This window comes from Corallococcus carmarthensis, from assembly GCF_003611695.1.
GTDB classification, from domain to species: domain Bacteria; phylum Myxococcota; class Myxococcia; order Myxococcales; family Myxococcaceae; genus Corallococcus; species Corallococcus carmarthensis.
The window spans coordinates 1-24,759 of the sequence record NZ_RAWE01000149.1 but is presented as its reverse complement, the minus strand read 5'-3'; the positions used below and the strand labels follow the sequence as shown (position 1 = coordinate 24,759).

Below are 24,759 nucleotides of genomic sequence, written 5' to 3'. Positions count from 1 at the left end.
GCCCGGGGTGCCGCCCGGGGATGGGGGGGAGGAGCTTCCCCCGGCTGTGGATGGGGACCGCCGTGGCCACCCTCTGGGGTGACGGCCTGCCGCTCTCCTGAAACCCCATGCACCGGCTGCTGAGACACCTCCAGTCGCTCCTCCGGGTGGAGCCCGGAAGACCGGCCCTGTGGGCGGGCATCCGGGCCGCCGTCGCCACCGCCCTGCCCCTGTGTCTGTCCTTCCTGACCACCGTGCCCCAGGCCGGCTGGGCGGGCCTCACGGGGCTGCTCGTCACGCTCGCGGACAAGGGCGGTTCCTACCGCGTGCGGGCGCGCGTGATGGGGTCGGTGACGGTGCTGGGAGCGCTGGTCGGAGTGCTCGCCGCACCCGCGGGCCACACGTATTGGATGGACGCCACGCTGCTGCTGCTGGGCGTCACCGCAGCGAACTTCGCGCGCAGCTACGGCGAGACAGCGGGCTCCGTGGGAGGGCAGCTCGCCGTCATCTTCGTCGTGTCGCTGGGCGCCCCGGCGGCCTCGCTGCGGGAGGCGGTGCTGCGCGGGGCCGCGCTGCTGCTGGGCGGCCTGTGGGCGATGACGTTGTCGCTGCTGCTGTGGCCACTCAGGCCCTACCGCCCCGCGCGCCGGGCGGTGGCGCGCGTGTACGCGGGGCTCGCGACCGCGGCGGAGGAACTGCGGAGGGCCACGCAGGAGGGGGCCACGGCCGAGGCGTGGGCGGCGGGGCTGAAGCGTCATGCGGGCATCCGTCCGGAAATCGAACGGGCGCGCGACGTGCTCGCGGCCACGCGGCGCGGGAGGCCGGACGAGTCCCGGCGCGGCGAGCACCTGCTGGTGCTGGTGGAGCTGGCGGAGCCCATGGTGGCGCTGCTCAGCGCGCTCGCGGAGGCGATGCAGGTGGTAGGGCGCGACCCGCACATGCAAGCGACCCGCGAGCGTGTGGCGAGGCTGTGCGAGGCCTTCGCCGCGATGGACCTGTGGGTGGCGCGGGCGCTGCGGCAGGAGCGCAACGAGGGCATGAGCGCTCCGCCCCGATTGGCCCTGCGGCCCCGGCGCCGTCAGCCCGCGAGGATGGCCGCGCCGCCGGTACGGCAGAGCACGGAGGGGCCGCTGTCCACGCACGTCGCCACGCTGTTGGACCGGCTGCGCGAGTACGCGGGCGTGGCGCACGAGACAGCATCGGGCCTGCTCTTCGGCGACCCGGTGTCGGCGCGGGGCAGGGGCACGGTGGGCGGCCCGAAGGCAGCGCCGGGCTTCTCCCCGTGGCAGCCGCTTCGCGACAACCTGCACCGGGACTCGGTGGTGCTGCGGCACGCGCTGCGCACGGGGATGGTGGCCACGGCGGCGCTCGGGCTGACGCGGGCGTTGCAGGTGGGTGACGCGCACTGGGTGAGCCTCACGGTCATCTCCATCCTCCAGCCCTACGCGGGCAGCACGGAGGAGCGCGTGCTCCAGCGCACGCTGGGGACGCTGGTGGGCGCGAGCCTGGCGGCGCTCATCGCGACCACGGTGCACACGCCGCCAACGATGATTGGCGTCATCAGCGTGCTGACGGCCATCTCCGTGGCGCTGCTGCCGCTGAACTTCGGCGCGTTCCAGATATTGCTCACGCCGGACTACCTGCTGATGGCCACGCTCAGCTCCGGGGACTGGACGGTGGCGTCGCAGCGCTCACTGGGCGTGCTCATCGCGGGGACGCTGGCGCTGGTGGGCTCCTGGACGTTGTGGCCCAGCCCGGAGCGCCGCCGCTTCCCGGACGCGGCGGCCTCCGCCCTGCGCGCGGACGGGAAGTACCTGCAACAGCTGGTCACGCACCGCAGCGGCACGGAGCCGGCGGTGAACGAGGAGCGCCGCCGCCTGGACCAGGCGCTGCTGGAGGCGGAGTCGTCCTTCCAGCGGTTGATGACGGAGTACCGGGGCCCCCCCGGGCACCTGGAGCCGGGCATGGCGCTGCTCACCTATACGCGGAGGTTCGCGCTGGCGGTGACGGCGCTGGGCACGGGGCGGTTCGAGGGCAGGACGACGTCGGTGTTGCCACAGCAGCTGGCGCAGCGGGCCAGCGACAGTCTGGAGTTGCTCGCCCGGGCACTGCAGGAGCGGCGCGAGCCCCCGCCCCTGCCGCCCCTGGCGCTGCCTCGCACGAGCGACGACCCGGTGTTGGGCGCGCTGCTGGAGCGCGTGCCCCGGCAGCTGGGCATCCTGCACGGCGCGGTGGCGCGGATCAGCGAGGACCCGTCGCTGCGCTGACGGCCGGGGGCGTGGCGCAGGCGGTCTGGTAGTCCTGGAGCTTGGAAAGGCACGCCAGGGAAAGCAGCGTCAGACGCCAGGACATGGCGCCGTACGCTACAACGCGGTGCGCGCTCAGTGCTTGTTGTCGAACTGGATGCCGTCGCGCACGGCCGCGATGGCCTGCTCCGTGAGGCTGATGGCCTTGACGCGGTTGCCGCCCTTGTCGCTGCTGGCGGCGCGCAGGTCCGCGAGCGCGGACTCCAGGTGGGCCAGGGCGTCGTGCATGCGCGGCTGACGCTCCGCGTAGGCGTGGTTCGTGGCGCAGCCCAGGAAGAAGGCAACGGTGGCGGTCGCGGCGATGATGGAACGGCGCATGGAGGGCTCCTGGAAGGTGGGCGCGGAAAATCCGCGGGAAATCCTCCATGTGAACCCGGGAGCGCCAGGAAAGTCGCGGGCCGCTTTCAGGGCTCCTGGATGGACGTCGTGGCGGCGACCAGGTTCCCCGCGCCGTCCTTTGCCAGGCCATACAGCTTGATGGCGCCCGTCACGGCAGGCAGGCGTACGCGCCACGTACCGGGCGGGGTCCCCTTCCGGGACTCCAGCACCTTCACGCGGTCGCGCTCCGCGCGGGTCGCCGCGCCCCGGAAGTTGTAGGCGAAGGACACGTCCAGCGGCGTGGCGGAGGTGACGTCGAAGGCCACGTTCGCCCAGGTGGCGGAGCCTTCCTTCTCCACGCCCCGGACCTCCAGACGCACCGGCACCGGCAGCGCGGGCACTGGCTTTACACCCGTGTACGCCTCCCGCACCGCGTGCCACGCCGGCCGTGTGGACGCACCGGACAGCATCCCCAGCCACAGGCCGGCGTGGTCCAACGCCGCGCTGTAGTTGAAGACAAACAGTCCCAGACACCGGCCCGCCTTCACGTGCGGCGCCAGGGCGTTGCGCCACCCATCCACGATGACGTCGTACTTCTCCCCGTCTCCTGGTTCCACGGGCAGGCCGCGCGCGTCCTTGGGGACTTCCCATTCACCCTGGGCGCCGAACTCGGTGATGAACCACGGCTTGCGCCCGCCGGCCTGTTTCACCGCGTCCGCGAGCGCGTGGATGCCCCGGCCATAGACATTCAAGCCATACGCATCCAGCGAGGGGACGTACTTCTCCCAGAGCGGCACACCCAGCGTCCACGCGTCCACGGACAGCACCGGATGCCCGGGATCCGCCTTCTTCACCGCGCGGACGACCTTCTCCAGGAAGCGCGCGTAGGCGACCTTCGACGGCTCATCCGGCGAATTGAGGATGACCTCGTTGCCCAGCCCCCACGCGAGCACGGCCGGGTGGTCCTTGAAGCGGCGCACCTGCGCGAGCGTGGCCTGGAGCTGCGCCTCGCGCCCCTTCGCGTCGCGCGCGTAATCGAAGGCGTCATCGTTCTCCATGCCCGCGCGGCCCGGCCGCAGCCACAGCCCCACGAGGACCCGCAGTCCATGCTTGTGCGCGGCATCGAGCAGGGCGGGAGTCTCATCGCCGGTGCCCCAGGTGCGCAGCGTGTTGACGCCCAGCGCGCGCAGCTGTTCGCAATCCTTGTCGAAGTTCGCGGGCCCACCCGTGCCACTGAAGGTCACGCCCTTCGCCACATAGGGCTGGCCATCCACCTCCAGCGTCCATCCCTCCCCTGCCTTCACGATGGCGGTGCGAGCCTCCACGCCCCACGAAGGGAGGAGGAGCACCCCCAACAGCAGCAGACCAGCGGTGATGCGACGGGTGGGGGCCATGCGAGGAGTCTAGGACAGCCTCCGTCCGCGCGGACCCGCCGAGCCCCAGCTCTGTGATTGAACGACAGACGCCCAAGCCCGAGGGCGTCGGTGAAGCTTTTCATCCAGGCTGCATCGATTCCCGCGCCACCTTGGCACGCGGCTGAAAACCATCCCCTGATGAGAAGGTGAGACTTCCGTAGGGGGCCCCGCCGGGGACGCGCCGCGAAAACCTGTCCGACTGTCGGACCAGTTTGGGCAGCGCTGGCCAAACGGGGGGACTCAGGGACCGCGGTTGGGCACCGGGTGGAGGGACGGACATGAAGCGGGTCGGCACAGGCTCGCGGCCCCCGCCCTCCGGGGTTTCGTGTTACCCACGAAGCCGTGGACCCGCTTGTCACCCGCCTCGAACCGGCGCCCCACACGGACGAAGTGCCAGGCTCGTTGCCGAGCCCCTTCGATGCCCTGGGTCCGCATGCCCTCGCGCGCAGGGCCGCGGAGCCGCTCCAGGCCATGCTCCGCGAAGGCTTCATCGCCCCCGGGCTGCCGAGCAGCCTGCTTCAAGGGCCAGACGGCGGGAAGATGTTCGGCGTGCTCGTGGTGCGGCAGCCGGACGGTACGCCAGGGGTGCTGCGAGCCTTCTCCGCGATGCTCGCGGGACGCTGGGACGTGCCGGGCTTCGTGCCCCCTGTGTTCAATCGTGAGGCGCGTGCCCGCGTGGAGCCGGTGGCCGACACCACGGTGAAGGCCCTGCTGGCCCGCGCCGAAGCGTGGAGTGCTTCCGAGGACCTGCGCCGCCTGCGCGAGGACGATGACGCCCGCCAGTCGCGCGAGGCCACGGAGCGCGAAGCCATGCGCCTGCGCCATGAGGCCCGCCGCCGCCAACGTCACGAACGCCGGGCCGCCATCCTGGCCATGCAGGAGCAGACAGAGGCCGCACGCGCGGAGGCACTGCACGCGCTCGACCAGGAGAGCCGGGGCGACAAGGCGGAGAAGCGCCGGTGGGACGCGGCCCAGGAGGAAGCCCGACGTCTGCTGGCCCCTGCCCGCGCGAAGGCCGAACGTCGCGTGCGCGCCCTGGACCGGCTGCGTCGCATCGTCTCGCGCGGCTTCATGAAGCAATTCCACGACACCTACGCCATCACCAACGCACGCGGAGAGACCCGCCCCTTGCGCTCGCTCTACGGCGGCGCGGAGCCACCCTCCGGCGCTGGCGACTGCGCGGGAGCGAAGCTGCTTGCCTACGCCTTCGCCCACGGCCTCCAGCCCGTAGCGCTCGCGGAGTTCTGGTGGGGTACGCCACCCGCATCTGGAGGCCGCATCCAGGGCGCCTTCTACCCGGCGTGCCACGACAAGTGCGGCCCCCTGCTCCCGTTCATGCTGGACGGCTTGGAGGTCTCCGCGCCCCGCGTCTTCGTCCCGCCGCCCGCGCCCACGCCAGAGCTCTCCATCGTCTTCGAGGACGCGTGGCTCGTCGTCATCGACAAGCCGTGTGGCCTGCTGTCCGTGCCGGGACGGGACGCCGCACTGCTGGACTCGGTGCTCACCCGCCTGCGCGCGCGATACCCCAACGCCACGGGCCCCCTGCTCGCGCACCGGCTGGACCTGGACACGTCTGGCTTGCTCGTCGCCGCGCTGGACAGCCGCACGCACGCGTCCCTGCAACGCCAGTTCCTCCACCGCGACGTGGACAAGCGCTACGTGGCGCTCATCGACGGGCCCGTGCAGGCGGACGCGGGCACCATCACCCTGCCCCTGCGTGTCGACCTGGACGACCGTCCCCGCCAGATTGTCGACCCCGTGCACGGCAAGCCCGCGGTCACCGACTGGGAGGTCCTCCGACGCGAAGGGACTCACACGCGCGTGGCCTTCCATCCTCGCACCGGCCGCACCCACCAGCTCCGCGTCCACGCGGCCCATCCCCTGGGACTGGGCGCGCCCATCGTGGGAGACCCGCTGTACGGACACGCGGGCCGCCGCCTCCACCTGCACGCCGAAACGCTGTCCTTCGTGCACCCGGCGACGGGGCAGCGCGTGTCCTTCACCCGCGCCGCCCCGTTCTGAGCGCCCGCGTCAGTTGACGAGCAGCACCTTGCCCACGCCGCTCTGCTCCGCGACCTTCTGGGCCTCGCGCGCGTCGTCCAGCTTGAACGTCCGGCTGATGGGAATCACCAGGTCGCCCTTCGCCGCGCTCTCGCCAATCTGCGCGAGCCGGTGTGCATCCGGATGGGCCATGAAGCTGCGCACGACGAGCCCCTTCTCCTTCGCGCCCTTCGGCTCCCCCACCACGCTGCCCACGGTCCCGCCGTGCTTCACCTTGTCGAGCACCACGGCCACGGCATCCCCACCCACCGTGTCCGCCACCGCGTCCAGCGTGGGCAGCTTCGCCACGTCCTTCGGATCATCCAGCGCGACGACGCCGTCCACGCCCAGCTTCCGGGCCTCGGCCACCTGCGTCTTCCGCACGCCCGCCCAGATCTTCGCGCCGCGCGCCCGCGCCGCGAAGATGGCGGAGCGGCCCACCCCGCCCAGCGCGCCCGTGACGAGCACCGTGTCCCCCTGCGAGGGCCGCACGTGCTCCTCGATGAGCTGCACGCCTGTCAGCGTCACCAGCGGCAGCGCGGCGGCATCCTTCAGGTCCAGCTGGTCGGGCACCTTCGCCCAGGCCTCCGTGGGCGCGACGACCGTCTGCGCGTAGCCCGCGTTCACCAGGCCCATCACGCGGTCGCCCGGCTCGAAGGCCTCCACGCCCGTGCCCACCTCGACGACCTCGCCGGACACGTCGCGCCCGAGGATGGTGGGGAACTTCAAGTCCATCCGCCCCTTCATGTCACCCCGGCGGATCTTCCAGTCCACCGGGTTGATGCTCGCGGCGGTGACGCGGACCTTCACCTCGCCCGGCCCCACCTTCGGCTCCGGCATCTCCTGCACCGCGAGCACATCCACGTCCCCATAGCCTTTGAGCACGACTGCTTTCATCCGGGCCTCCACGTAGGCGAGCGAGGGAAGAGAATTCCCAAGACGGCCCAACGGTAAGCACCCGCGAGGGGGCCGCCATCGTCGCCAGCCGGTCGCCCCGCCTCCTGCTCCCCTGGAGGCTTGTGGAAGGAAGCAGGCGGCCCGGGAATGGACCGCCGTTGCTTCCGGAACATCAGCGGGGCTGGAACTCCAGCGCCTCGCGCAGCACCGGGTAGGTGTCCTCGGCGGCGGTGCTGCCCATGAACGTGTCCAGGTGGCCGTAGCCCGGCAGCATGTGGCGCTGGTAGTAGCGCGCGCCGTTCGCCTCACGCAGCCACTGGAAGGTGCGCTCCGTGGAGGACGGCAGGTAGGTGCGGTTCTGCTCGCTGGAGACGAACGTGATGGGCCTCTGGAAGGGCTCCGGGTCCAGGTAGTCCGGCGGCCGGGCCTGCCCGTAGCGCCGCAGATTCTCCGAGCGGCCATGGTCGAACTTCACCGCGTGGCCGCCGCGCGCCAGCTGTCCCAGGTGGCGGAACGTCAACAGGTTGCACCTGCCGAACTGTTCCTCCAGCCGCGCGTGCGTCTCCGGATTGAGCCGGGCGTGCCGGTACAGCCGGCCGTACATGAACGACAGCCGGTGGCACACCGGGCTGTCACACTCCATCCGCAGGAAGCCCGCCAGCTTCGTGAAGGCCGCCTGGAACAGCGGCGTGCGGGACGCATCATCCGGCGTGAGCGAGTCCAGCCCCGCGTCCAGCAACTCCGGCACGCGCAAGAGCGCCTTGAAGCGCGTGGAGGCTGGCGTGTGGTGGTGCAGCGCCACCTGCGACGCCACCACGCTGCGCACGTCCGGCAGGTGCCCCGCGGCCATGGACATGAAGAACGCCGCGGATCCCGCGCAGTGCACCACCGCCTGCACCGACTCCGCGCCGGTGATTTCGCGCACGCGCCGCACCGCCGCCGGCATGTCGTGGTCCGCCGCGTCGTCCAGCGTGAACTGGCGCAGGGGCAGCTGCACGCTGGCGCGCCAGTCCAGCAGCCACGTGTCGTAGCCGTGGCGCACCAGGTACTGGACGAAGTTCTCCTTCAGCGTGGGCAGCATGAACATGCCGCTCCACACGCCCGCGCCGTGCACCAGCAGCACCGGCCCCTTGGTGCCCCCCACATAGCGGGTGAGCTTGAGGGGCACGCCGTCGCCCGCGAGGAAGTCGTACCGCTCCGCCACGGGCAGACCCTTGAGGGTCACGTCCTGAGACAGCGTCCGAGACACCGCCGCGCCGCTTCGGTAATCAAAAGCCATGGGCCACCGCCTCCGCGATGCGCTCGGCCACCGCGCTGATGGTCATCACCGGATGGAAACCGATGGACGTGGGGATGACGGAGCCATCCGCCACGTACAGTCCGGGGTAGTTGAACACTTCGCCCTCCTTCGACACGACGCCGCGGGCCGGAGACTCCGCCAGGTGCGCCCCACCCAGCGAGTGCACCGTGAACGGCTTCCGGAACAGCTCCCAGGTGACGAGCGGCGCGAACGTCCCGCCGTACTGCGAGGCCAGCTCACGCATCGCGGCCGTCATCCGATTCACCAGCGCGACATTCTCGTTCGCGTAATCCCACTCGATATCCAGCCGGTCGCCCTTGAGCACCATGTGCCCGTTGGCGTTGTCCTGGCCAATGGCGAACAGGTTGCTCGTGCGTGACGGCTCCACGCCGGTGCCCAGCGGCTTGCTGAACAGCCCCTTGGCGAACGCGCCATGCATCAGCGGCCACAGCTTCGTCCACAGCGGAGAACCCACGCCACCCAGCGGGCCCAGCTGCGGCTGTCCCAGCCCCGCGAGCACCGCCGTCGCTGGCTGATTGAACGTGGCCGTCACCATGGTGAAGCGCGGCGCGGCGTCGAAGAAGCGCATCACCGTGGCCACGTCCGGGCCCACCCACGGCATGATCTCCTCGCGGCTGCCGTGCAACGAGCCCAGGAAGTCGCCGTTGCCGGAGTAGCCCTTCCCCAACCACTCGCTCACCAGCGGCAGCGTGCGGGCCCGGTCGCGGCTGCGCAGCAATATCTCCACCGTGCCCAGCGCCCCGGCGGACAGCACCACGCGGCTGCCCTCCACGGACGTCTTCTCTCCGGTGGCCAGGTCCTTGAAGTGCACCCGGTATCCGCCCGCCACGCGCTGCACGTGGGACACGGACAGGCCCGGCCACACCGTGGCGCCCAGCTTCTCCGCGCGCGCCAGGTAGGTGAGGTCCAGGGTGTTCTTCGCGCCGTGCTGGCAGCCGAACTCGCACTCCGCGCAGCGCTGGCACGCCTTGCGGCCCGGGGCGGAGGGCTCCGTCCAGGAGACGGCCTCGTCCGGGTCGAAGGTCTGGCGGCCCATGCGCGTGGCGGCCTGCTGGAACAGGTCGCGCTTGCGAAGCGGGATGGACGCGGGGAACGGCTTCACGTCCAGCTCGCGCGCCACCTTGTCGTAGTACGGCTCCAACGCCTCGCGGCTGAAGCCCCGGGGCCAGCGCGGGTGGTCGAAGACGATGGGGTCCGGCCGCACGTGCACGTTGGCGTAGATGAGCGAGCCGCCCCCCACGCCGCTCGCCGTCACCGTGCCGATGCCGGACAGGAAGCGCACGTCGAAGAGCCCCCGCGCCTCCGGGCGGACCGGGTGGTGCCAGAGCAGCTCGTCCGCGCGCGTGACGTCGCGGGGGAACTGGCCCGGCGCATAGCGGCGGCCCCGCTCCAGCACCGCCACGGACTTGCCAGCCTGCGCGAGCCGCAACGCGGTGATGGAGCCGCCGAACCCGGAGCCCACCACCACCACGTCGTACCGTTTCGCCATGCCCACTGTGTGTCCCCCTAGTCGAACTTCGCGCGGGCGAAGACGTCCCAGAGCGTGCCCATGAACATGCCGCCAAAGCGCCGCATCGCGTCCGCCTGCTTCAGCGGCGACGACGTGCCCAGCACGGAGAACGTGGTGAGCTGCTGGAGGAAGTCCGGCAGGTGCAGGCGGATGATGCCGCTGGCGACGACGGGGCAGGAACGCTCATGCCCCTTGCGCAGCACGGTGTAGAGCGTGGACGTGTCGCTCCACACGTCGAAGCCCGCGTCGTCGTTGACCTCCTTGTAGCCATCCAGGAGGTACGGCTGGCCATCCACGCCGGTGAAGGGCAGCAGGTACAGCATGCGCCGCTCGTAGAAGCGCTCCGTGCCCACGAAGAGGTTGAAGACGCCGTTCTCCACCGGCGCGCCTCCGGGCGGCGTGAAGCCGCGCACGTGGAGCGTGCCCTGCACGATGCCGCCGTGCGACTCCTGCGCGAGGAAGCGGTCCAGGTTGGGCAGCGTGATGGTGACGACGAACTCCGCCGTCTGCCCCGAGCGCTGGCCTGCCCGCGCCGCCCCGGCGAAGTCGTCCGGCGCGGGGTGACCCGGCTGGAGGAAGCCCTTCATCCGTTCGGTGAAGCGCAGGCCCACCACCGGCGTGGGAGACGCCACCGTGCCACCGGGCGGAATCACCACGCCGCCCAGCGGATCCGTTCCCGGCACCACCGGCGGGGCCACCGTCTCCACCTCCGGCATCATCCGCATGCTGACGCGAGGCGGGTACGCGGGCGCGGCCTTCACGGGCGCGCGCTCCGGCGCCGTCCAGTCCGGCGCGTCCTTCACCTGGCGGATGACCTGCTCCACGTTGCGCTCGGCCACCGCGGCGATGCTGGAGGACGGGTTGACGCCAATGCCCACCGGCAGCGCCGCGCCGTCCATCACATACAGGCCGGGGTAGCCGTGCACCTCGCCGTCCGGAGTGAGGACGCCGTACGCGGGCTCCTCCGCCATCGCGCAGCCGCCCAGGTTGTGCACGGACACCGGCAGGTGCAGCCGCTCCCACAGCGGGTTGTAGGCGGCGCGCGTGCCCAGCGCGCGGGCCACGTCCTCGCAGAGCTGTTCCTGCGTGCGGTACAGCGGCAGGTTCGCGGGCACGTCCCACTGCACCTGGAGCTCGCGGGTGACGGGGGACAGCGACAGCTTGCCGTTGGACTTGTCCCGGCCCATGGCCAGGAACACGGCCTGGAAGCGGCCGCGCTCGTTTTCGATGGTGGCCATCTCCTTGGAGCGCGTGCGCAGCACCTTCACCAGCTCGCGCTGGAGCAGATCCGCCGGGAGCGTCATCGCGCGGTCGGGATCCATGGCGACCATCAGCCCCGCCGCCTGCACCGGGTGCCCGCCCTCCTGGAAGAGGAACCAGGTCTTGTCCTTGCCCTGCCCTTCATCCACCACCATGCCGGTGGTGATGGTGGGGCCCACCGCCGGATCCCACGGCTCCTTCGTGTCGAAGGCGAACGCGAGGAAGTCCCCGTTGGCGGAGTAGCGCGAGCCCAGCCGCGCGCTCAGGTCCGGCAGCGTGCCGAGCACGTCGCGGTTGCGCAGCAGCAGCTCCGTGGAGTTCACCGCGCCCGCGCACAGGAAGACGCGGCGGGCGTCCACGGTGCGCTGCATGCCGGCGCTGGCGTGGTCGGTGAAGGTGACGCGGTAGCCCGGCGACAGGGGCTCGATGCGGGTCACTTCCGCCTGCGTGGTGACCTCCGCGCCCTTCTGTTCCGCGACGGCCAGGTAGTTCAGGTCCAGGGTGTTCTTCGCGCGGCGGTTGCAGCCGATGTCGCACTCGCCGCAGTAGTTGCAGCCCTCCTGGGACACGCCGAACTTGTTGGGCATCGGCTCGCCGGCGGGGGCGAAGCGCACGGCGAGGTTCGGGTGGAAGAACTGCGCCTCGCGGCCCAGCTTCTTCGCCACCTCCTGCATCCGCTTCGTCTTGGGCGGCAGGCCGCGCGCGGAGGCCGTGATGGGCTGCACGTCCAGCATGTGCGCCACCAGGTCGTAGTACGGATCCAACGCCTCCCGGCTGTAGCCCTCCGGCCACCCGGACGCGAACACGTCCGGCGGCGGGCGCAGGTGCACGTTGGCGTAGATGAGCGAGCCGCCGCCGTACCCCGCGGCCTGCACGATGCTCATCCCCTTGAGGAGCTTGATGTCGAAGAGCCCCTGCCGGTGCTGCCACAGCCAGCCGTTGGTAGGGTCCTCGAAGTCGCGCGGGAAGCCGCCCTTCGGGTAGCGCAGGCCGCGTTCGAGCACGCGCACGGACAAACCTGCCTGCGCGAGCCGACAGGCCGCCACCGCGCCGCCAAACCCGGTGCCAATGACCAGGGCGTCGTATGCCGGTGCCATGTTCCCCCTCGGGTGCGATCCCTGGGGAGCAGGGATCCGGAGCGCGACCCGGGAACGTCCAGGAAAGGACGGACCCGACTCTACAACGGGTCCACCCCGTTTCCTTGAGGCCGCCCCCCCTCCGTGGATCAGCATTTTTCGCCCTGGAGAGCAGGATTCCCTGATCAGCTCGGATAGGTTGGCGGGCGAGCGGGCAGATGGCTCGCTTGGACGCGCGACGTCATGCCCCTGGCCCGGTACCATCGGCGCGAAACGACCTTTTCCATGAACGCGGACGAGAGCCAGAGGCGGGGACGCGGGAGGTGGTGACGGACGAGGAGCTCCCGGCGGCGCTGGCGGTGGATCCGCTGGTGGGGACGAAGATTGGCGAGTTCGTCATCCGGGAGCGCGTGGGCGCGGGCGGGATGGGGGTCGTCTACCGGGCGGAGCACCCGCTGATTGGCAAGCACGCGGCCATCAAGGTGATGCGCGCGGAGCTGGTGTCCCCGGAGCAGGAGCAACGGCTGCTGGTGGAGGCGCGGGCGGTGAACGCCATCCGGCATCCGGGCGTGCTGGACATCTTCAACTTCGGGACGCTGCCGGACTGCCGGCCGTACGTGGTGATGGAGCTGCTCCAGGGCCAGTCGCTCGCGGACCGGATGCGCGAGCGGGGCCGGATGGACGTGGGGACCACGGCCTGGGTGTTGGAGCAGGTCCTGGCCGCGCTGGGGGCCGCGCACCGGGCGGGGGTGGTGCACCGGGACCTGAAGCCCGCGAACGTGTTCCTGATGGAGCAGCCGGACGCGCCGCCGATGATCAAGCTGGTGGATTTCGGCATCGCCAAGGTGATGCAGGAGCACGACGCGCTGGCGCTGGCGGACAGATCCACGCTGGGGACGCCGGACTTCATGGCCCCGGAGCAGATCCGCGGCGGCGCGGTGGGCCCGGCCGCGGACCTGTACGCGCTGGGAGTGATGGCGTTCCACATGCTCACGGGCACCCGGCCGTTCCAGGGTGACAATGTGCAGGTGATGTTCGCGCACGTCGAGCAGGTCCCGCCCCGGGTGTCGTCGCGGGTGGAGGGGATTCCGCCGGAGCTCGATGCGCTGGTGTTCCAGTTGATGGAGAAGGAGCCCGCGAAGCGGCCCGCGACCGCGACGGCCGTGCGGCTGAAGCTCCGCGGGCTGGCGCGCCCCCCAGCGCCGTCCGTGAGCCTGGAGCCGGATGCGGCGGTGAAGCTGGAGGCGGAGCGGTCGTCGAGCGTGGAGCTGCGGGCCGCACCGGAGGTGCCCACGGCCATCGTGCCGCCGGGGCGCCGGAGCGGGGTGTCCTTCGCGGTGGCGGCGGTCGCCGGGGTGGCGCTGCTGGGGGTGGGTTTCGGCCTGGGGACGCAGGCGCGGAAGGTGGAGCAGACGCAAGTGATTGCGCCGCCGCGACCTTCCGAGCAGGTGATGGCGGAAGCGACGCCCGTTCCTCCCGTGGAACCGCCGCCGGTCATCGCGACGCAGGCCCCTGTCGAGGAGCCGCCCGAGGTCCTCGAGGGAGCAGCGCCTGAGGAGGCGGAGACCGCGACAGCGACCCTGGCGAAGTCCACGAAGTTGCCACCGTTGCCAGCGGGGACTGCCTCCGAGAAGAAGATGGAGCAGCGGCTGGCCGGGTTGTTCAAGCTGCTGCTGGCGCGGGCGAAGGACGTGGATGCGGAAGGAGCGCTGCGCGGCAAGCTGATCCAGCAGTACCGGGCCGCGGCGGACGCGAAGACGGACCCCGAGCGTGCGCGCATCCATGTCGCGCTGGATGACGTCGAGAAGGAGCTGACGCAGCGCATCGCCCTGCACGACGCCCCCCCGCCGCCCGTCGTCGTCGTCGCGCCCCCGGAGCAGCCCCGGGTCCCGGCGCTCGTGATCCCCAGACTCCCCACCCTGCCCCAGGGCAATGCCTCCGAGCAACGGCTGGCCCAGCGCATGGACAAGCTGGTGGCGGAGCTGCGCAAGCGCACGCAGAACCAGGACGTCGCGCCGGACCTGACGAAGCAGCTGGTGGACATCTACACGTCCGCGGCGAACGCCACGACCGCCACCGAGCGCATGACGGTGCATCAGACCTTGGATGCGTGGCAGGAGCGGATGAACGCGCGGCTTCCGCGCTGATCATCAAGGGGCTTCCGGCGCCGAAACGGAACCCTGAGGAAAAGGACTGGCTCACTGGAAATACGGGGAACCCCTCGTTGCCTGGTGGACGAGCGGACACCGGACAAGCCCCCAGGGCACGCGACGGTCTCCCCGGCCTCACGGTACTGTCACCGTAAAACGGGCTTTCCAATGAAGACGCGAAGAATTCCGGACACGGGGGCACACCGGGCGCTGACGGAGCGGGAGGTGCCGATAACGCTGGCACCGACGGCGACGAAGGCGGATCCGCTGCTCGGGGCGCAGCTGGGCGAGTTCGTCATCCAGGAGCGCATTGGCGCGGGAGGGATGGGGGTCGTGTATCGGGCGGAGCACCCCATCATCGGCAAGCAGGCCGCCATCAAGGTGCTGCGCGCGGAGCTGATGTCGGCGGAGCAGGCGCAGCGGCTGCTGGTGGAGGCGCGGTCGGTGAACGCCATCCGGCACCCGGGCATCCTGGACATCTTCAACTTCGGGGCGCTGCCGGACGGACGTCCGTACGTGGTGATGGAGCTGCTCCAGGGCCAGTCGCTCGCGGCCGTGTTGAGCGCGCGGGGGCGGCTGGACGTGGGGACGGCGGTCTGGATGTTGGATCAGATCCTCTCCCCGCTGGGCGCGGCGCACCGGGCGGGGGTGGTGCACCGGGACCTGAAGCCAGCCAACGTGTTCATGGTGGAGCGGCCAGACGCGGCGCCCACGCTGAAGCTGGTCGATTTCGGCATCGCCAAGGTGCTGCAGTCGCACGAGGGGCTGACGAACGCGGACGGATCCGTGCTGGGGACGCCGGACTTCATGGCGCCCGAGCAGATCCGCGGCGGCGCGGTGGGCCCGGCCACGGACCTGTACGCGCTGGGCGTCATGGCGTTCCAGATGCTCACCGGCGCCAGGCCCTTCCAGGGTGAGAACGTGCAGGTGATGTTCGCGCACGTCGAACAGGCTCCGCCCCGGCTCTCGTCGAAGGTGAGTGGTATTCCGCCGGAACTCGACGCGCTGGTGCTCCAGTTGCTGGAGAAGGATCCGGCGAAGCGGCCTGTCTCCGCGGAGGTCGTGCGTCAGCGATTGAAGACGCTGTCGTTGGCGCGGTCTCCGAGCACATTGGGGCTTGGCGTACCGGCGGTGACGAAGCGGGAGGAGCCCACGTCTCCCACGGCGCCCCGTCCGCCGGGACTCGCGGTGTTGCTCGCGGATCACCGGCGGGTGGCTCCGCTCGCGGCGGCGGTGGCCGCGGGGTGCGTGCTGCTGGGCACGGGCATCTGGTGGCTGACGCGGCCTGGAGGGATGCCTCCAGCAGAGCAACGTCTGCCCATGCCGACCGCGCCCGTGGTGGCGACGCCGGCTGCGGTGGTGCCAGTGCCGGTCGCGAAGAGCGAACCCACGCAGGAGGCGCCTGAGGAGGCGGAGCCCACGCCGGAGACGGAAGCGAAGGCGACGGGACTGCCTCCGCTGCCGACCGCGACGGCGTCCGAGAAGAGGATGGCGCGGCGGCTGGCTGGGTTGTTCAAGCAACTGCGTGCGCAGGCGAAGGACGTGGATGTGGAAGGAGAGCTGCGCGGCAAGCTGATCCACCAGTACCGGGCCGCCGTGGACGCGACGACAGAGCCTGAACGCGCGCGGATCCACGTGGCGCTCGACGGCATCGAGAAGGTCCTGACCCAGCGCATTGCCTTGCATGACGCTCCCCCGGTGGCCGTCGTCCCGGAGATGCCGCGGATCCCGCCGCTCGTGATTCCCAAGCTCCCCACCCTGCCCCGGAGCAATGCCTCCGAGCAGCGGCTGGCCCAGCGGTTGGACAAGCTGGTGGCGGAGCTACGCAAGCGCACGCAGGGACAGGACGTCGCGCCGGAGCTCACACGCAAGCTGGTGGGCCTCTACACCGACGCCGCGAAGACCGAGACCGCCATCGAGCGCATGGAGGTGAGCAAGGCGCTGGACGCGTGGCAGGAGCAGCTCACGACACGCTTCCCGAGGTGAGCGGGCGTCAATCGCTGGCGGGAAGCGTCTTACATCCCAGCAGTCATTCGGGACCCGCTGTCGCTCCACCAACGCTTGAGGGGCGTTGTTTGGAATCAGGGGAAATGCGCGGCTATGTTCCGCTCGCTCGCGGGCCTCCCCATGAAAAACCACCGTCCTTCCATCCCCGAAGGGGCGACGATCTCCATGCGAAAGACCGCGCCAGCGGACATCGTTACAATCAGGGATCCGCTGCTCTTCTCCCAGATTGGAGACTTCACCGTCGAGGAGCGCATTGGCGCAGGAGGGATGGGGGTCGTCTATCGAGCCACCCATTCCCTCATCGGGAAACAGGCTGCCATCAAGGTGCTGCGCGCGGAACTCCTCGCACCGCGGCTGCATGAACGGTTGCTCGTGGAAGCCCGTGCGGTCAATGCCATCCGGCATCCCGGCATCATCGACATCTTCGGCTTCGGCACGCTTCCGGATGGACGTCCGTACGTCGTGATGGAGTTGCTAGAGGGTCGGCCACTCTCCGAAATGCTGCACAACCGGACGCGGTTGGATGTGCCCACCGTCCTCTGGATGCTGGATCAGATGCTCTCCGCTCTGGGGGCAGCGCACCGAGCAGGCGTGGTGCATCGGGACCTGAAGCCAGCCAACGTGTTCGTTGTGGAAGCGCCCAACGCGGTGCCCACAATCAAGCTGGTCGACTTCGGCATCGCCAAGCTGCTGGAGAGCAAGGAGAGCCCGACGAGCATCGACGGGTCCGTGTTGGGCACGCCTGAGTTCATGGCGCCTGAGCAGATCCGCGGCGACACCGTGGGGCCGACGACGGACCTCTACTCGCTGGGCGTCATGGCGTTCCAGATGCTCACCGGCGTGCGCCCCTTCAAGGGCGACCCAGTCCAAGTGCTGTTCGCCCATGTCGATCAAGTCCCGCCCGTGCCGTCCTCACGTGTGGGGGGCATTCCCCCAGAACTCGACACGCTGGTACTCCAGTTGCTGGCGAAGGACCCCGCCCTGCGTCCTCCCTCAGCCGAGGCTGTGCAGCAGCAGCTCCTGCGGGTTCCTTTGGAGCCCCAATCCCAGACGTTGGCGAAGCCTCTGGGGCCGAAGCCCCGGGCATCCGCGCAGCGCTCTGTCCCCGCGCAAATGACAGCCATGGCCCATGTTCCCACCCGTTCGCCCGTCCCGGCAGCACATGCCGAAGCCCGCGGGTCGGAGACCCTTCTGGCTCTCTGGCGCACGCCGAACCGGGGCTGGATGCTGGGAGGCGCGGTCTTGCTCATGGTCCTCGGGAGTGGAGCGTGGTGGCTGATCCATCCGGCCGCTCACGTCGATGTAGTTCCCGTGCAAATAACGCCTGAGTCCAATGTCGTCGCGGTCGGTGGCACAGAGCCTACTACCCATCCGGAACCTCCAGGGCCTGTGCCCCCCACCGTGCCTACGCCCAGCGAGCCGGTAACGCCCTCCAAGAAGGTTGAAGTGGATTCGCCTGGCCCCAAAGACAGGAGGACACCGTCACAGCCACATCCCAAGGAAGGAAGAGGCAAGAGTGAGCCGTCTTCTCGGCTGACGCCGAACTCTCAATCCGAAGTATCACTCGAGTCGTCCGGCGGATCCCAGGCCGTGTCCACTGAGACCGAGTTTAGAGAGTCGGACGTCCCCCCCTCCGGGGTGGCCCCCAGTCTGTCTCCGGTGCTGCCCGCTTCCGCGCCCATCGCACCGTCAGCCCACGCTGTTTCGCGCGGCGCACCGCTGGAGCTTCCGCAGGGCACGTCCAGCCAGCAGCGGTTGGCGAAGCGGCTGAATGAGCTGTACGAAATCCTGTACTCCCGCAGCCCCGATGGCAACCCTCCGCTGGACCTGCTGGAAGGCTTGGCCAAGCACTTCCAAGCGGCGGCCAGAGCGACAACCGCACTTGAGGCGGACCGCGTCCGAGAGGACGTGGAGCGCTGGGTTGATGGCGTCATGCGCAGAAGTGCTTCGGTGACCGTCGCGTCTACTCTGATCAAGCCGGCCAATACACCGACGCCACGACTGCCCTTCTCGGGTCCCCGACCGACACCGCGAAGAACCACTGCTGCCGAAGATCAACTTGCAAAGCGATTGGAGCAATACGACCAGGAACTCCAGCGCCGGACAGAAGGAGCGGGCAGCGCAGTGGATCTGAAATGGCAGCTGTGGAAGTTCCATGAACGCGCCTCCCAAGAACTGACCGCGGACGAACGTGCAACGCTCTTCATAGAAATGTACAAGTGGGAGGAGCAGCTCAAGACCCTCTACCCTCGCTGATCATTTCTCCCCCCAAGAGAGCAGTCAAACACGACCCTATGGGTCACGCTGATCCATGGGCTCCTCCACATCGGGGCGCTGGCCAGGGAACGTTTGAAAGCATTGGGAGCGCATGGCTATGGTTCGCGCGCCAGCGCCCCATGAAAAACCCCTCCTCCCCCCGACGTGATGCCAGACAGGCTGCGCGGCCCTCATCGCGGGCCAGTGCGCCTCCAGATCCGTTGTTGGGGACGCAGTTGGGGGAGTTCGTCATCCAGGAGCGCATTGGCGCGGGCGGGATGGGCGTGGTGTACCGCGCTGTGCACCCGCTCATTGGCAAGCAGGCCGCCATCAAGGTCATGCGCATGGAGCTGGTGTCGCAGCAGCAGGTGCAGCGCCTGCTGGTGGAAGCCCGCGCGGTCAATGCCGCCCGGCACCCGGGCATCATCGACATCTTTGGCTTTGGCACCCTCCCGGATGAGCGCCCCTACGTCATCATGGAGTTGCTCCAGGGGCGGGCGCTCTCCGACTTCGTCCGCGCGAAACGCAGCATGGACCTGGAGTCCGTCGTCTGGGTCATGGACCAGATGCTCGCCGCGCTGGGGGCCGCGCACCGAGCGGGAGTGGTGCACCGCGACCTGAAGCCCGCCAACGTCTTCATCGTGGAAGCGCCAGAGTCCCCAGTCACCGTCAAACTGGTCGACTTCGGTATCGCGAAGTTGATGGAGTCACGCGACAACCCGCTCACTGCGGATGGCCTGGTCCTTGGTACGCCGGAGTTCATGGCGCCGGAGCAGATTCGCGGCGGCACCGTGGGACCGGCGACGGACCTCTATGCGGCGGGCGTGATGATGTTCCAGTTGATCACCGGCGGGCGCCCCTTCCAGGGCGAGTCCGTCCAGGTGATGTTCGCGCACCTGGATCAATCACCGCCGCTGCCCTCGTCGCGCCTCGCGGGGCTTCCGAAGGAAGTGGACGCGCTGGTGCTCCAGTTGCTGGCGAAGGATCCCGCGTCACGGCCGCCTTCCGCCGAAGCCGTGCGTGCGCAATTAAAGCGCATCCCTCTGCGCTCGCCTCCCCGCGCGCCATCCCTCACGAAACCCGAGGTAGCGATCCCGGTCGGTGACAACCATACGCCCAGCACACAGGAGGCGCTCAAGGCCATCCGCCAACCGCCTGGCATTGGATGGGCGGTGCTCGGAGCACTGGTGCTGCTGAGCGTGGGCGCTGGCGTCATCCGCCTCCGCTCAGTGCCGCCGCCCCCTACCGAAGCCGCAGCCGACGCAGGCACCGATGGGACCGACGCAGGCACCGATGGGACCGACGCAGGCACCGATGGGACCGACGCAGGCACCGATGGGACCGACGCAGGCCCTGATAAGCCCGAGCCGCCCATACATCCCAAGCCGCAACCGAAGGAAAAACTCCGTCAGCGCATCCTCATGCTCAACAAGGAGTTGGCCCGCAGGAGCAAAGGGAGGCCAGAGCCCACGGCGCTGAAGGCTTCGCTGCGAAGTCTCGAGCAGTCCGCCAACTACGGGAGCACGGCGAAGGACTACGCGGAGTCCAAGGCCGCGCTGGATGATTGGGAGCGCCGACTCAACCAGCAGTTCCCACCGCGCTAACCCCGGTCGTCCTCGTCCTCTTCGTCCAGCCCCTCCGGGGACTCCAGCAACCGCCGCGCGCGCTCCATCATCTCCACGACGATCTGCCCGGCGGGCTGCACGGTGTCGATGCGCGACATGCTCGCGCCTCCCGCCGGCAGGCTCATCTCCTCCAGGTCCCCCTGCGTGTCCGGCGTGGGCAGGAAGGAGCTGAACTTCGGCATCACGTACTTCACGTCCAGCACGCCCGGGAACAGCCGCGTCGTCCCGATGGCCTCCGACTCCGTCGCCGGCGGCACGCTCGACTCGCGCCCCGCCCACTCGCGCACCACTCGGTTGCGGATCACCCGCATGCGCTTGCCCGGCCACTCCGGCCCGAACAGCGTCGTCAACGTCGTGTCGCCCGCGTCCCCGTCCACCAGCCGCTGCTTGTAGAGCGGATGCGCGTACGCCTCCACCGACGCCACCAGCCGCGTGCCCACCCAGACGCCGTCCGCGCCGTGATGCAGGGCTCGCGCCGCGCTGAACCCATCCGCGATGCCTCCCGCCGCCAGCACCGGCACCGCGTCCGACAGCCGCCGGAACGCCTTCAGCAACGTCAACGTCGGCGTGCTGCCCAGGTTGCGCCCGCCCGCCTGACGCCCTTGCGCGATGAGCCCTTCCACACCGGCGTCCAATGCCTGCCTCGCCAGCTCTTCCGTGCCCGCCTGCACCCAGACCCGCGTCCCCGCCGCCTGCAGCGCTCGGATCCACTCGCGCGGCGGCAGCGTCCAGTGGAACACCACCACCGGCACCTTCGCCGCGATGCACACGTCCACGTGGTCACGCGTCGTGAAGCCGTGCGGCTCCAACCTGTCCACGATGAAGTCCACGCCGTAGGGGCGCTGGGTGCCCGCCTGGATGGCCTTCAACCGCGCCTCCAGCACGCCCGGCGGCTCCGGCGCCGTGCCCAGCATTCCCAGGCCGCCCGCTTCCGACACCGCCACCACCAGCGGAGGCAGGGACACGAACGCCATGCCCGCTCCGACGAAGGGATAGTGGATGCCCACGTCGCGCGTCAGCCGCGTCTTCAGCGTGTTGCCCTCCAGCACGTAGATGGGCTTCGGACGGGCCTCCAGGCCTTCGGTCTCGCCGTCCGCCAACGGCGCCTCGTCCTCGGGGGAAGCCGAGTGCTGGCCGGGTCGTCCGTCGTTCGCGCCGTTCATCGCGTCTCCCGAAAGGGTGCTGACGTACCGAGCTTTCAAGATTAGCAGCGCCGCCCCCCGATTCAGCCGCGGCCGGGCGGGGCCGTGCTCACTGGCCAGCAAAGCGGCCTCACTCCTCCGGGATGAGGCCACCGGGCCCCAGCTCCGCGTCCGTCAACACCCGCCCCCGGCCCAGCCTCCGCGTCAGGGGCCGGTAGCGCTGCGCCACCAGGGAGCTCAACCGGAACGGCAGCCTCAACTCCCGCTCCACCCGCCGGGCCCGGTCCACCAACGCCTCACGCGTCAGCCGCGAGGGGCCTTCCAGCCCCACCAGGATGCGGTTGGTGCTGGTGGGGACCTCGAAGACGGACAGGCCGTGGAAGCTCACCTGGTAGGTGCGCACCATCGCGTCGAAGTGCGGGTTCGCCGCGGACTCCCAGACGTTGCCCACCACCGCGCCGCCCCGCGTCAGCCGCGCGCGCACCGCGCCCAGGAACTCGCGCGTGGCCAGGTGCCCGGGAATCTGGTCCGCCCCGTACGCGTCCAGGATGATGAGGTCGTAGGGCGGCCCTTCCGCTTCGATGAAGGCCCGCCCGTCCGCCACGTGCGCGCGCAGGAGCGCGTCCTCCTGGAAGCCGCAGTAGTCCTTCGCGGCGTCCACCACCGCGGCGTCCAGCTCCACCACGTCGATGTGCGTGTCCGGCAACACCGCGCGCAGGAACATGGGGATGGCGCCACCGCCCAACCCGATGGCCAGGATGTTCTCCGGCCGGGGCACGAACGCCAGCGCCACCATCACCATGCGCGTGTACGGCAGCTCCAGCCGCAGCGGCTCGCCAGGCCACACCACGCTCTGGCGCGCGCCCCCGTCGCCGAAGCGAAGGGAGCGGCGTCCTTCCGCGTCCTCGGTGACGATGACGGGCCCGGAGCCGTCATCGCGTTCGTCCGGCAAGGCCAGGGCGTCGGGCTCCCTACTTCGCGCCCGTCACCGGCAGGGGCCCGCTCTCCAGCACCCGCTGCGCCGTCACCGCCGGCCCGTACCGGGGCGTCTGGATGGGAGTGCCCTGGGCGTCCTTCCCCTGGCTCAGCGTGATGGCATCCGCGTCCGGCAGGTAGCCCACGCGCAGGGACACCTCGCGCACGGCGGACAGCTCGCGCGTCTCCTCCGGGCCCGTGGGGTACGGCAGCGCGGTGCGCAGCGGCAGCGGCACCACGGCACGGCGGTTCGCGGTGGCGCCCGGCTCCACGCGGCTGACCGAGGGCACCTCCGGTGCCTCCACCGCCAGGTCCTCCGGCACCGGCAGCAACATCCGCGACAGCACCACCTTGCCGCCGGACAGGTCCACGTAGGCCCGCTCGGGCGCCAGCGTGAGGTGGCCGCTGAAGCCCACGTCCCACAGGCCGTCCAGGAGCAGCACGGCCTTCTGCGTCCGGTTGTGCACCGCGTAGGTGACGGCGAGCGTGTCCGCCTCGCGCGCCACCGACTCCACCTTCAGCTCCACGTCCGCCTGGGCCACGCGTTGTCCTCCTGGATCCGCTGCTGGGGCCGCGGGCCGCTCCGGCGCCCGCGCGCAGCCCACGATTACCGCCAGCGCCATGATGGCACCAGCACGGCGGAAGGTCCTCATCCTCCGCATCCTAGTAGCGCGGGCGGGTAGGCAGGTTCAGGTCGTCGCGCAGGACGTTCTCTCCGGGACGGCCGCCCTGCACCACGTCCGGCGTGGACGGGTCCTGGTCCAGGTCGATGGGCAGGCCCACCGCGGAGGGCTCCAGGTTGCGCGTGCCGTCCTTGGAGCCCAGCGCCAGCGTGCCGTTGTTCATGTCCGAGGCGTGCACCAGCTCGTGGAACAGGCCGACGACGGGCGGGCGGTTCATCCACTCCTCGGTGCCCAGGGAGATGCGCGTGGTGTTGTAGTTCACCTGCGCGTCCGTGCCCTTGCCCGGCGTGCCGTCCGCGTTCATGAAGCCGTCGTTGAAGTTCGTGCCGCCCGCGCTGTTGCCCTGGGCCGTCTCGCGGATGACCGTCTTCTTGCCGCTGCCGTCCAGGCTGCGCAGCAGGTCCTGGCCCGAAGGCAGCGAGCGCATCGCATCCAGGTCCGACTGCACGCGCGCCTGGAACTCCGCGCTGCCCGTCACGGACACGGAGGAGCCGCGCTGATCCGCGTCCGTCATGTCGACGATTTCCCGCTCGCCCTCGGCCGCGTCGGCGGTCTTCTCGTCCTCTTCCACGTAGAGCTTGTCCGTGCCCGTGCCGCCGCGGACCGTGTCCTTGCCCGCGCCGCCCGCCACCGCGTCGTTGCCGCTCCCGCCGCTCAGCGTGTCGTTGCCGCGCCCGCCGATGACCTGGTCGTCGCCCTCGCCGCCGAAAGCCCGGTCGTCGCCCGCGCCGCCGTCGATGTAGTCGCGGCCCTTGCCGCCGGACACGTAGTCGTTGCCGTCCAGGCCGTAGAGCACGTCGCGGCCCTCGCCGCCCAGGATGCGGTCATCGCCCGCGCCGCCCTCCAGGTAGTCGTCGCCGTCCTGGCCCTGGAGCACGTCCTTGCCCTCACCGCCGATGACGGTGTCGTTGCCCTTGCCACCGATGAGCGTGTCATTGCCCTTGCCGCCGGTGACCTTGTCGTCGCCCTCGCCGCCGTCCAGGGTGAGGTCCTGCGTGACGCTCGCGTCCAGGGTGATGGAGTCGTTGCCGGCGCCGCCCTGGATGATGGCGCCCTTGGCCTGCTCCGCCGTCAGCGTCACCGTGTCGCTGCCGGACTTGATGGTCAGCCCGCCGTCCTTGTTCTGCGACACCGTCGCGGAGTTGTTGCCCGCGCCCAGGTCCACCACCGTGCGGCCGTCCGCGTTCGTGGTCACCTGCGGCGCGAGCGCCTTCGCCACGCCCTTGGCGATCTTGTCGATCGCCGAACCGATGCTCGAACCGATACCGCCCAGGAAGCCGCCGCCGTCCTTGTCCTTCTTCAGCGCCGTCTCGGTGGTGCGGATCTCCTTCAGCACCTGGGGACGCGCCGCCGTGCGGGGGCCCGACTCGAAGCCGTCCGCCATCCGCTGCGAGACAGCGGCCTTCACCGCGTTCGGCTTCGCGGGCGTGGCGGGCGTCTTCGCCGGCTGCGAGGACACAGGGGACGCAGGGCGCGAGCCGGGCTTTCCAATCGTGGACATGTCGCTTCTCCCAGGTGACGGGGACACCCGGCCAGAGGTCCCGGCGACGGGGCGCCAGGGTCGGCCGAACGCCGACATTCCAGATTCTCGTGAACGTTTGCCGGCAGTTGCGTCGCCCGGCCTGAAACGACACGGCGCGCCACGGAAGCCCCTGGAATCGTTGTGTTTCTCAATTCCCGATTCGCGAGACGGTTTCCAGTATTTCGTGTATTACGGCTTCACTGCCCATCCCCCATTCGTGTGGAAACGGAGGGCCTGTCCCTTATACACATCTCCGAGCCCACGCGACGCCCATGAA

Annotated in this window: 16 protein-coding genes; 6 read left to right on the top strand and 10 right to left on the bottom strand. The window is 70.2% G+C overall.

Annotated elements, in window-relative coordinates; genetic code table 11:
- Positions 1-107: 107 nt before the first annotated feature.
- Positions 108-2,246: an FUSC family protein gene (locus D7X32_RS30295; RefSeq protein WP_120606049.1), complete on the top strand. Its 2,139-nt coding sequence runs from the start codon at positions 108-110 to the stop codon at positions 2,244-2,246.
- A gap of 114 nt (positions 2,247-2,360) precedes the next feature.
- Here the strand turns inward: D7X32_RS30295 and D7X32_RS30290 are convergent, their stop codons facing one another.
- Together D7X32_RS30290 and D7X32_RS30285 are read right to left on the bottom strand one after the other, a co-directional pair.
- Positions 2,361-2,603 (bottom strand): hypothetical protein, encoded by a 243-nt coding sequence (locus D7X32_RS30290; RefSeq protein ID WP_120606048.1) that lies wholly within the window; start codon positions 2,601-2,603, stop codon positions 2,361-2,363.
- 86 nt (positions 2,604-2,689) lie between these two features.
- The gene (locus D7X32_RS30285) at positions 2,690-3,997 is read right to left on the bottom strand and encodes a glycoside hydrolase family 2 TIM barrel-domain containing protein (RefSeq protein WP_120606047.1); all 1,308 of its coding nucleotides are present in this window, start codon (positions 3,995-3,997) and stop codon (positions 2,690-2,692) included.
- A gap of 492 nt (positions 3,998-4,489) precedes the next feature.
- On the opposite strand from D7X32_RS30285, the gene D7X32_RS30280 reads away from it, so the two are divergent.
- Complete coding sequence (locus D7X32_RS30280) at positions 4,490-6,040, top strand: RluA family pseudouridine synthase (protein ID WP_244239263.1); 1,551 nt, start codon at positions 4,490-4,492, stop codon at positions 6,038-6,040.
- 9 nt (positions 6,041-6,049) lie between these two features.
- Here the strand turns inward: D7X32_RS30280 and D7X32_RS30275 are convergent, their stop codons facing one another.
- The 4 genes from D7X32_RS30275 to D7X32_RS30260 form a co-directional block, all read right to left on the bottom strand.
- On the bottom strand, positions 6,050-6,955 hold the full coding sequence (locus tag D7X32_RS30275; protein ID WP_120606045.1) for an NADP-dependent oxidoreductase: 906 nt from the start codon (positions 6,953-6,955) through the stop codon (positions 6,050-6,052).
- A 172-nt stretch (positions 6,956-7,127) separates the two neighbouring features.
- On the bottom strand, positions 7,128-8,234 hold the full coding sequence (locus D7X32_RS30270) for an alpha/beta fold hydrolase (RefSeq protein ID WP_120606044.1): 1,107 nt from the start codon (positions 8,232-8,234) through the stop codon (positions 7,128-7,130).
- Complete coding sequence (locus tag D7X32_RS30265; protein WP_120606043.1) at positions 8,224-9,765, bottom strand: FAD-dependent oxidoreductase; 1,542 nt, start codon at positions 9,763-9,765, stop codon at positions 8,224-8,226. Before D7X32_RS30265 ends, D7X32_RS30270 begins: the two co-directional genes overlap by 11 nt.
- A 17-nt stretch (positions 9,766-9,782) precedes the next feature.
- Positions 9,783-12,143: a GMC family oxidoreductase N-terminal domain-containing protein gene (locus tag D7X32_RS30260; protein WP_120606042.1), complete on the bottom strand. Its 2,361-nt coding sequence runs from the start codon at positions 12,141-12,143 to the stop codon at positions 9,783-9,785.
- A 305-nt stretch (positions 12,144-12,448) separates the two neighbouring features.
- On the opposite strand from D7X32_RS30260, the gene D7X32_RS30255 reads away from it, so the two are divergent.
- The 4 genes from D7X32_RS30255 (at position 12,449) to D7X32_RS30240 (ending at position 20,139) form a co-directional block, all read left to right on the top strand.
- Entirely contained in the window at positions 12,449-14,269 is a 1,821-nt protein-coding gene (locus D7X32_RS30255; protein ID WP_244239262.1) for a serine/threonine-protein kinase, read from the top strand.
- 171 nt (positions 14,270-14,440) lie between these two features.
- Positions 14,441-16,258: a serine/threonine-protein kinase gene (locus D7X32_RS30250; RefSeq protein ID WP_120606040.1), complete on the top strand. Its 1,818-nt coding sequence runs from the start codon at positions 14,441-14,443 to the stop codon at positions 16,256-16,258.
- A gap of 114 nt (positions 16,259-16,372) precedes the next feature.
- A complete protein-coding gene (locus tag D7X32_RS30245) occupies positions 16,373-18,535 on the top strand; it encodes a serine/threonine-protein kinase (protein WP_120606039.1) in 2,163 nt (720 codons plus the stop codon).
- A gap of 224 nt (positions 18,536-18,759) precedes the next feature.
- On the top strand, positions 18,760-20,139 hold the full coding sequence (locus tag D7X32_RS30240) for a serine/threonine-protein kinase (RefSeq protein WP_158625785.1): 1,380 nt from the start codon (positions 18,760-18,762) through the stop codon (positions 20,137-20,139).
- Here the strand turns inward: D7X32_RS30240 and D7X32_RS30235 are convergent.
- The 4 genes from D7X32_RS30235 to D7X32_RS30220 all read right to left on the bottom strand — a co-directional run bounded on the left by D7X32_RS30235 (position 20,136) and on the right by D7X32_RS30220 (position 24,461).
- Entirely contained in the window at positions 20,136-21,323 is a 1,188-nt protein-coding gene (locus tag D7X32_RS30235; protein WP_120606037.1) for an NAD(P)H-dependent flavin oxidoreductase, read from the bottom strand. The genes D7X32_RS30240 and D7X32_RS30235 overlap by 4 nt on opposite strands.
- Before the next feature lie 109 nt (positions 21,324-21,432).
- Positions 21,433-22,254: a spermidine synthase gene (locus D7X32_RS30230; protein ID WP_120606036.1), complete on the bottom strand. Its 822-nt coding sequence runs from the start codon at positions 22,252-22,254 to the stop codon at positions 21,433-21,435.
- Between the two features lie 19 nt (positions 22,255-22,273).
- Positions 22,274-22,930, bottom strand: a complete 657-nt coding sequence (locus D7X32_RS30225; RefSeq protein WP_120606050.1) for a hypothetical protein — start codon at positions 22,928-22,930, stop codon at positions 22,274-22,276.
- 10 nt (positions 22,931-22,940) lie between these two features.
- Entirely contained in the window at positions 22,941-24,461 is a 1,521-nt protein-coding gene (locus tag D7X32_RS30220) for a M91 family zinc metallopeptidase (protein WP_120606035.1), read from the bottom strand.
- Positions 24,462-24,759 lie beyond the last annotated feature (298 nt).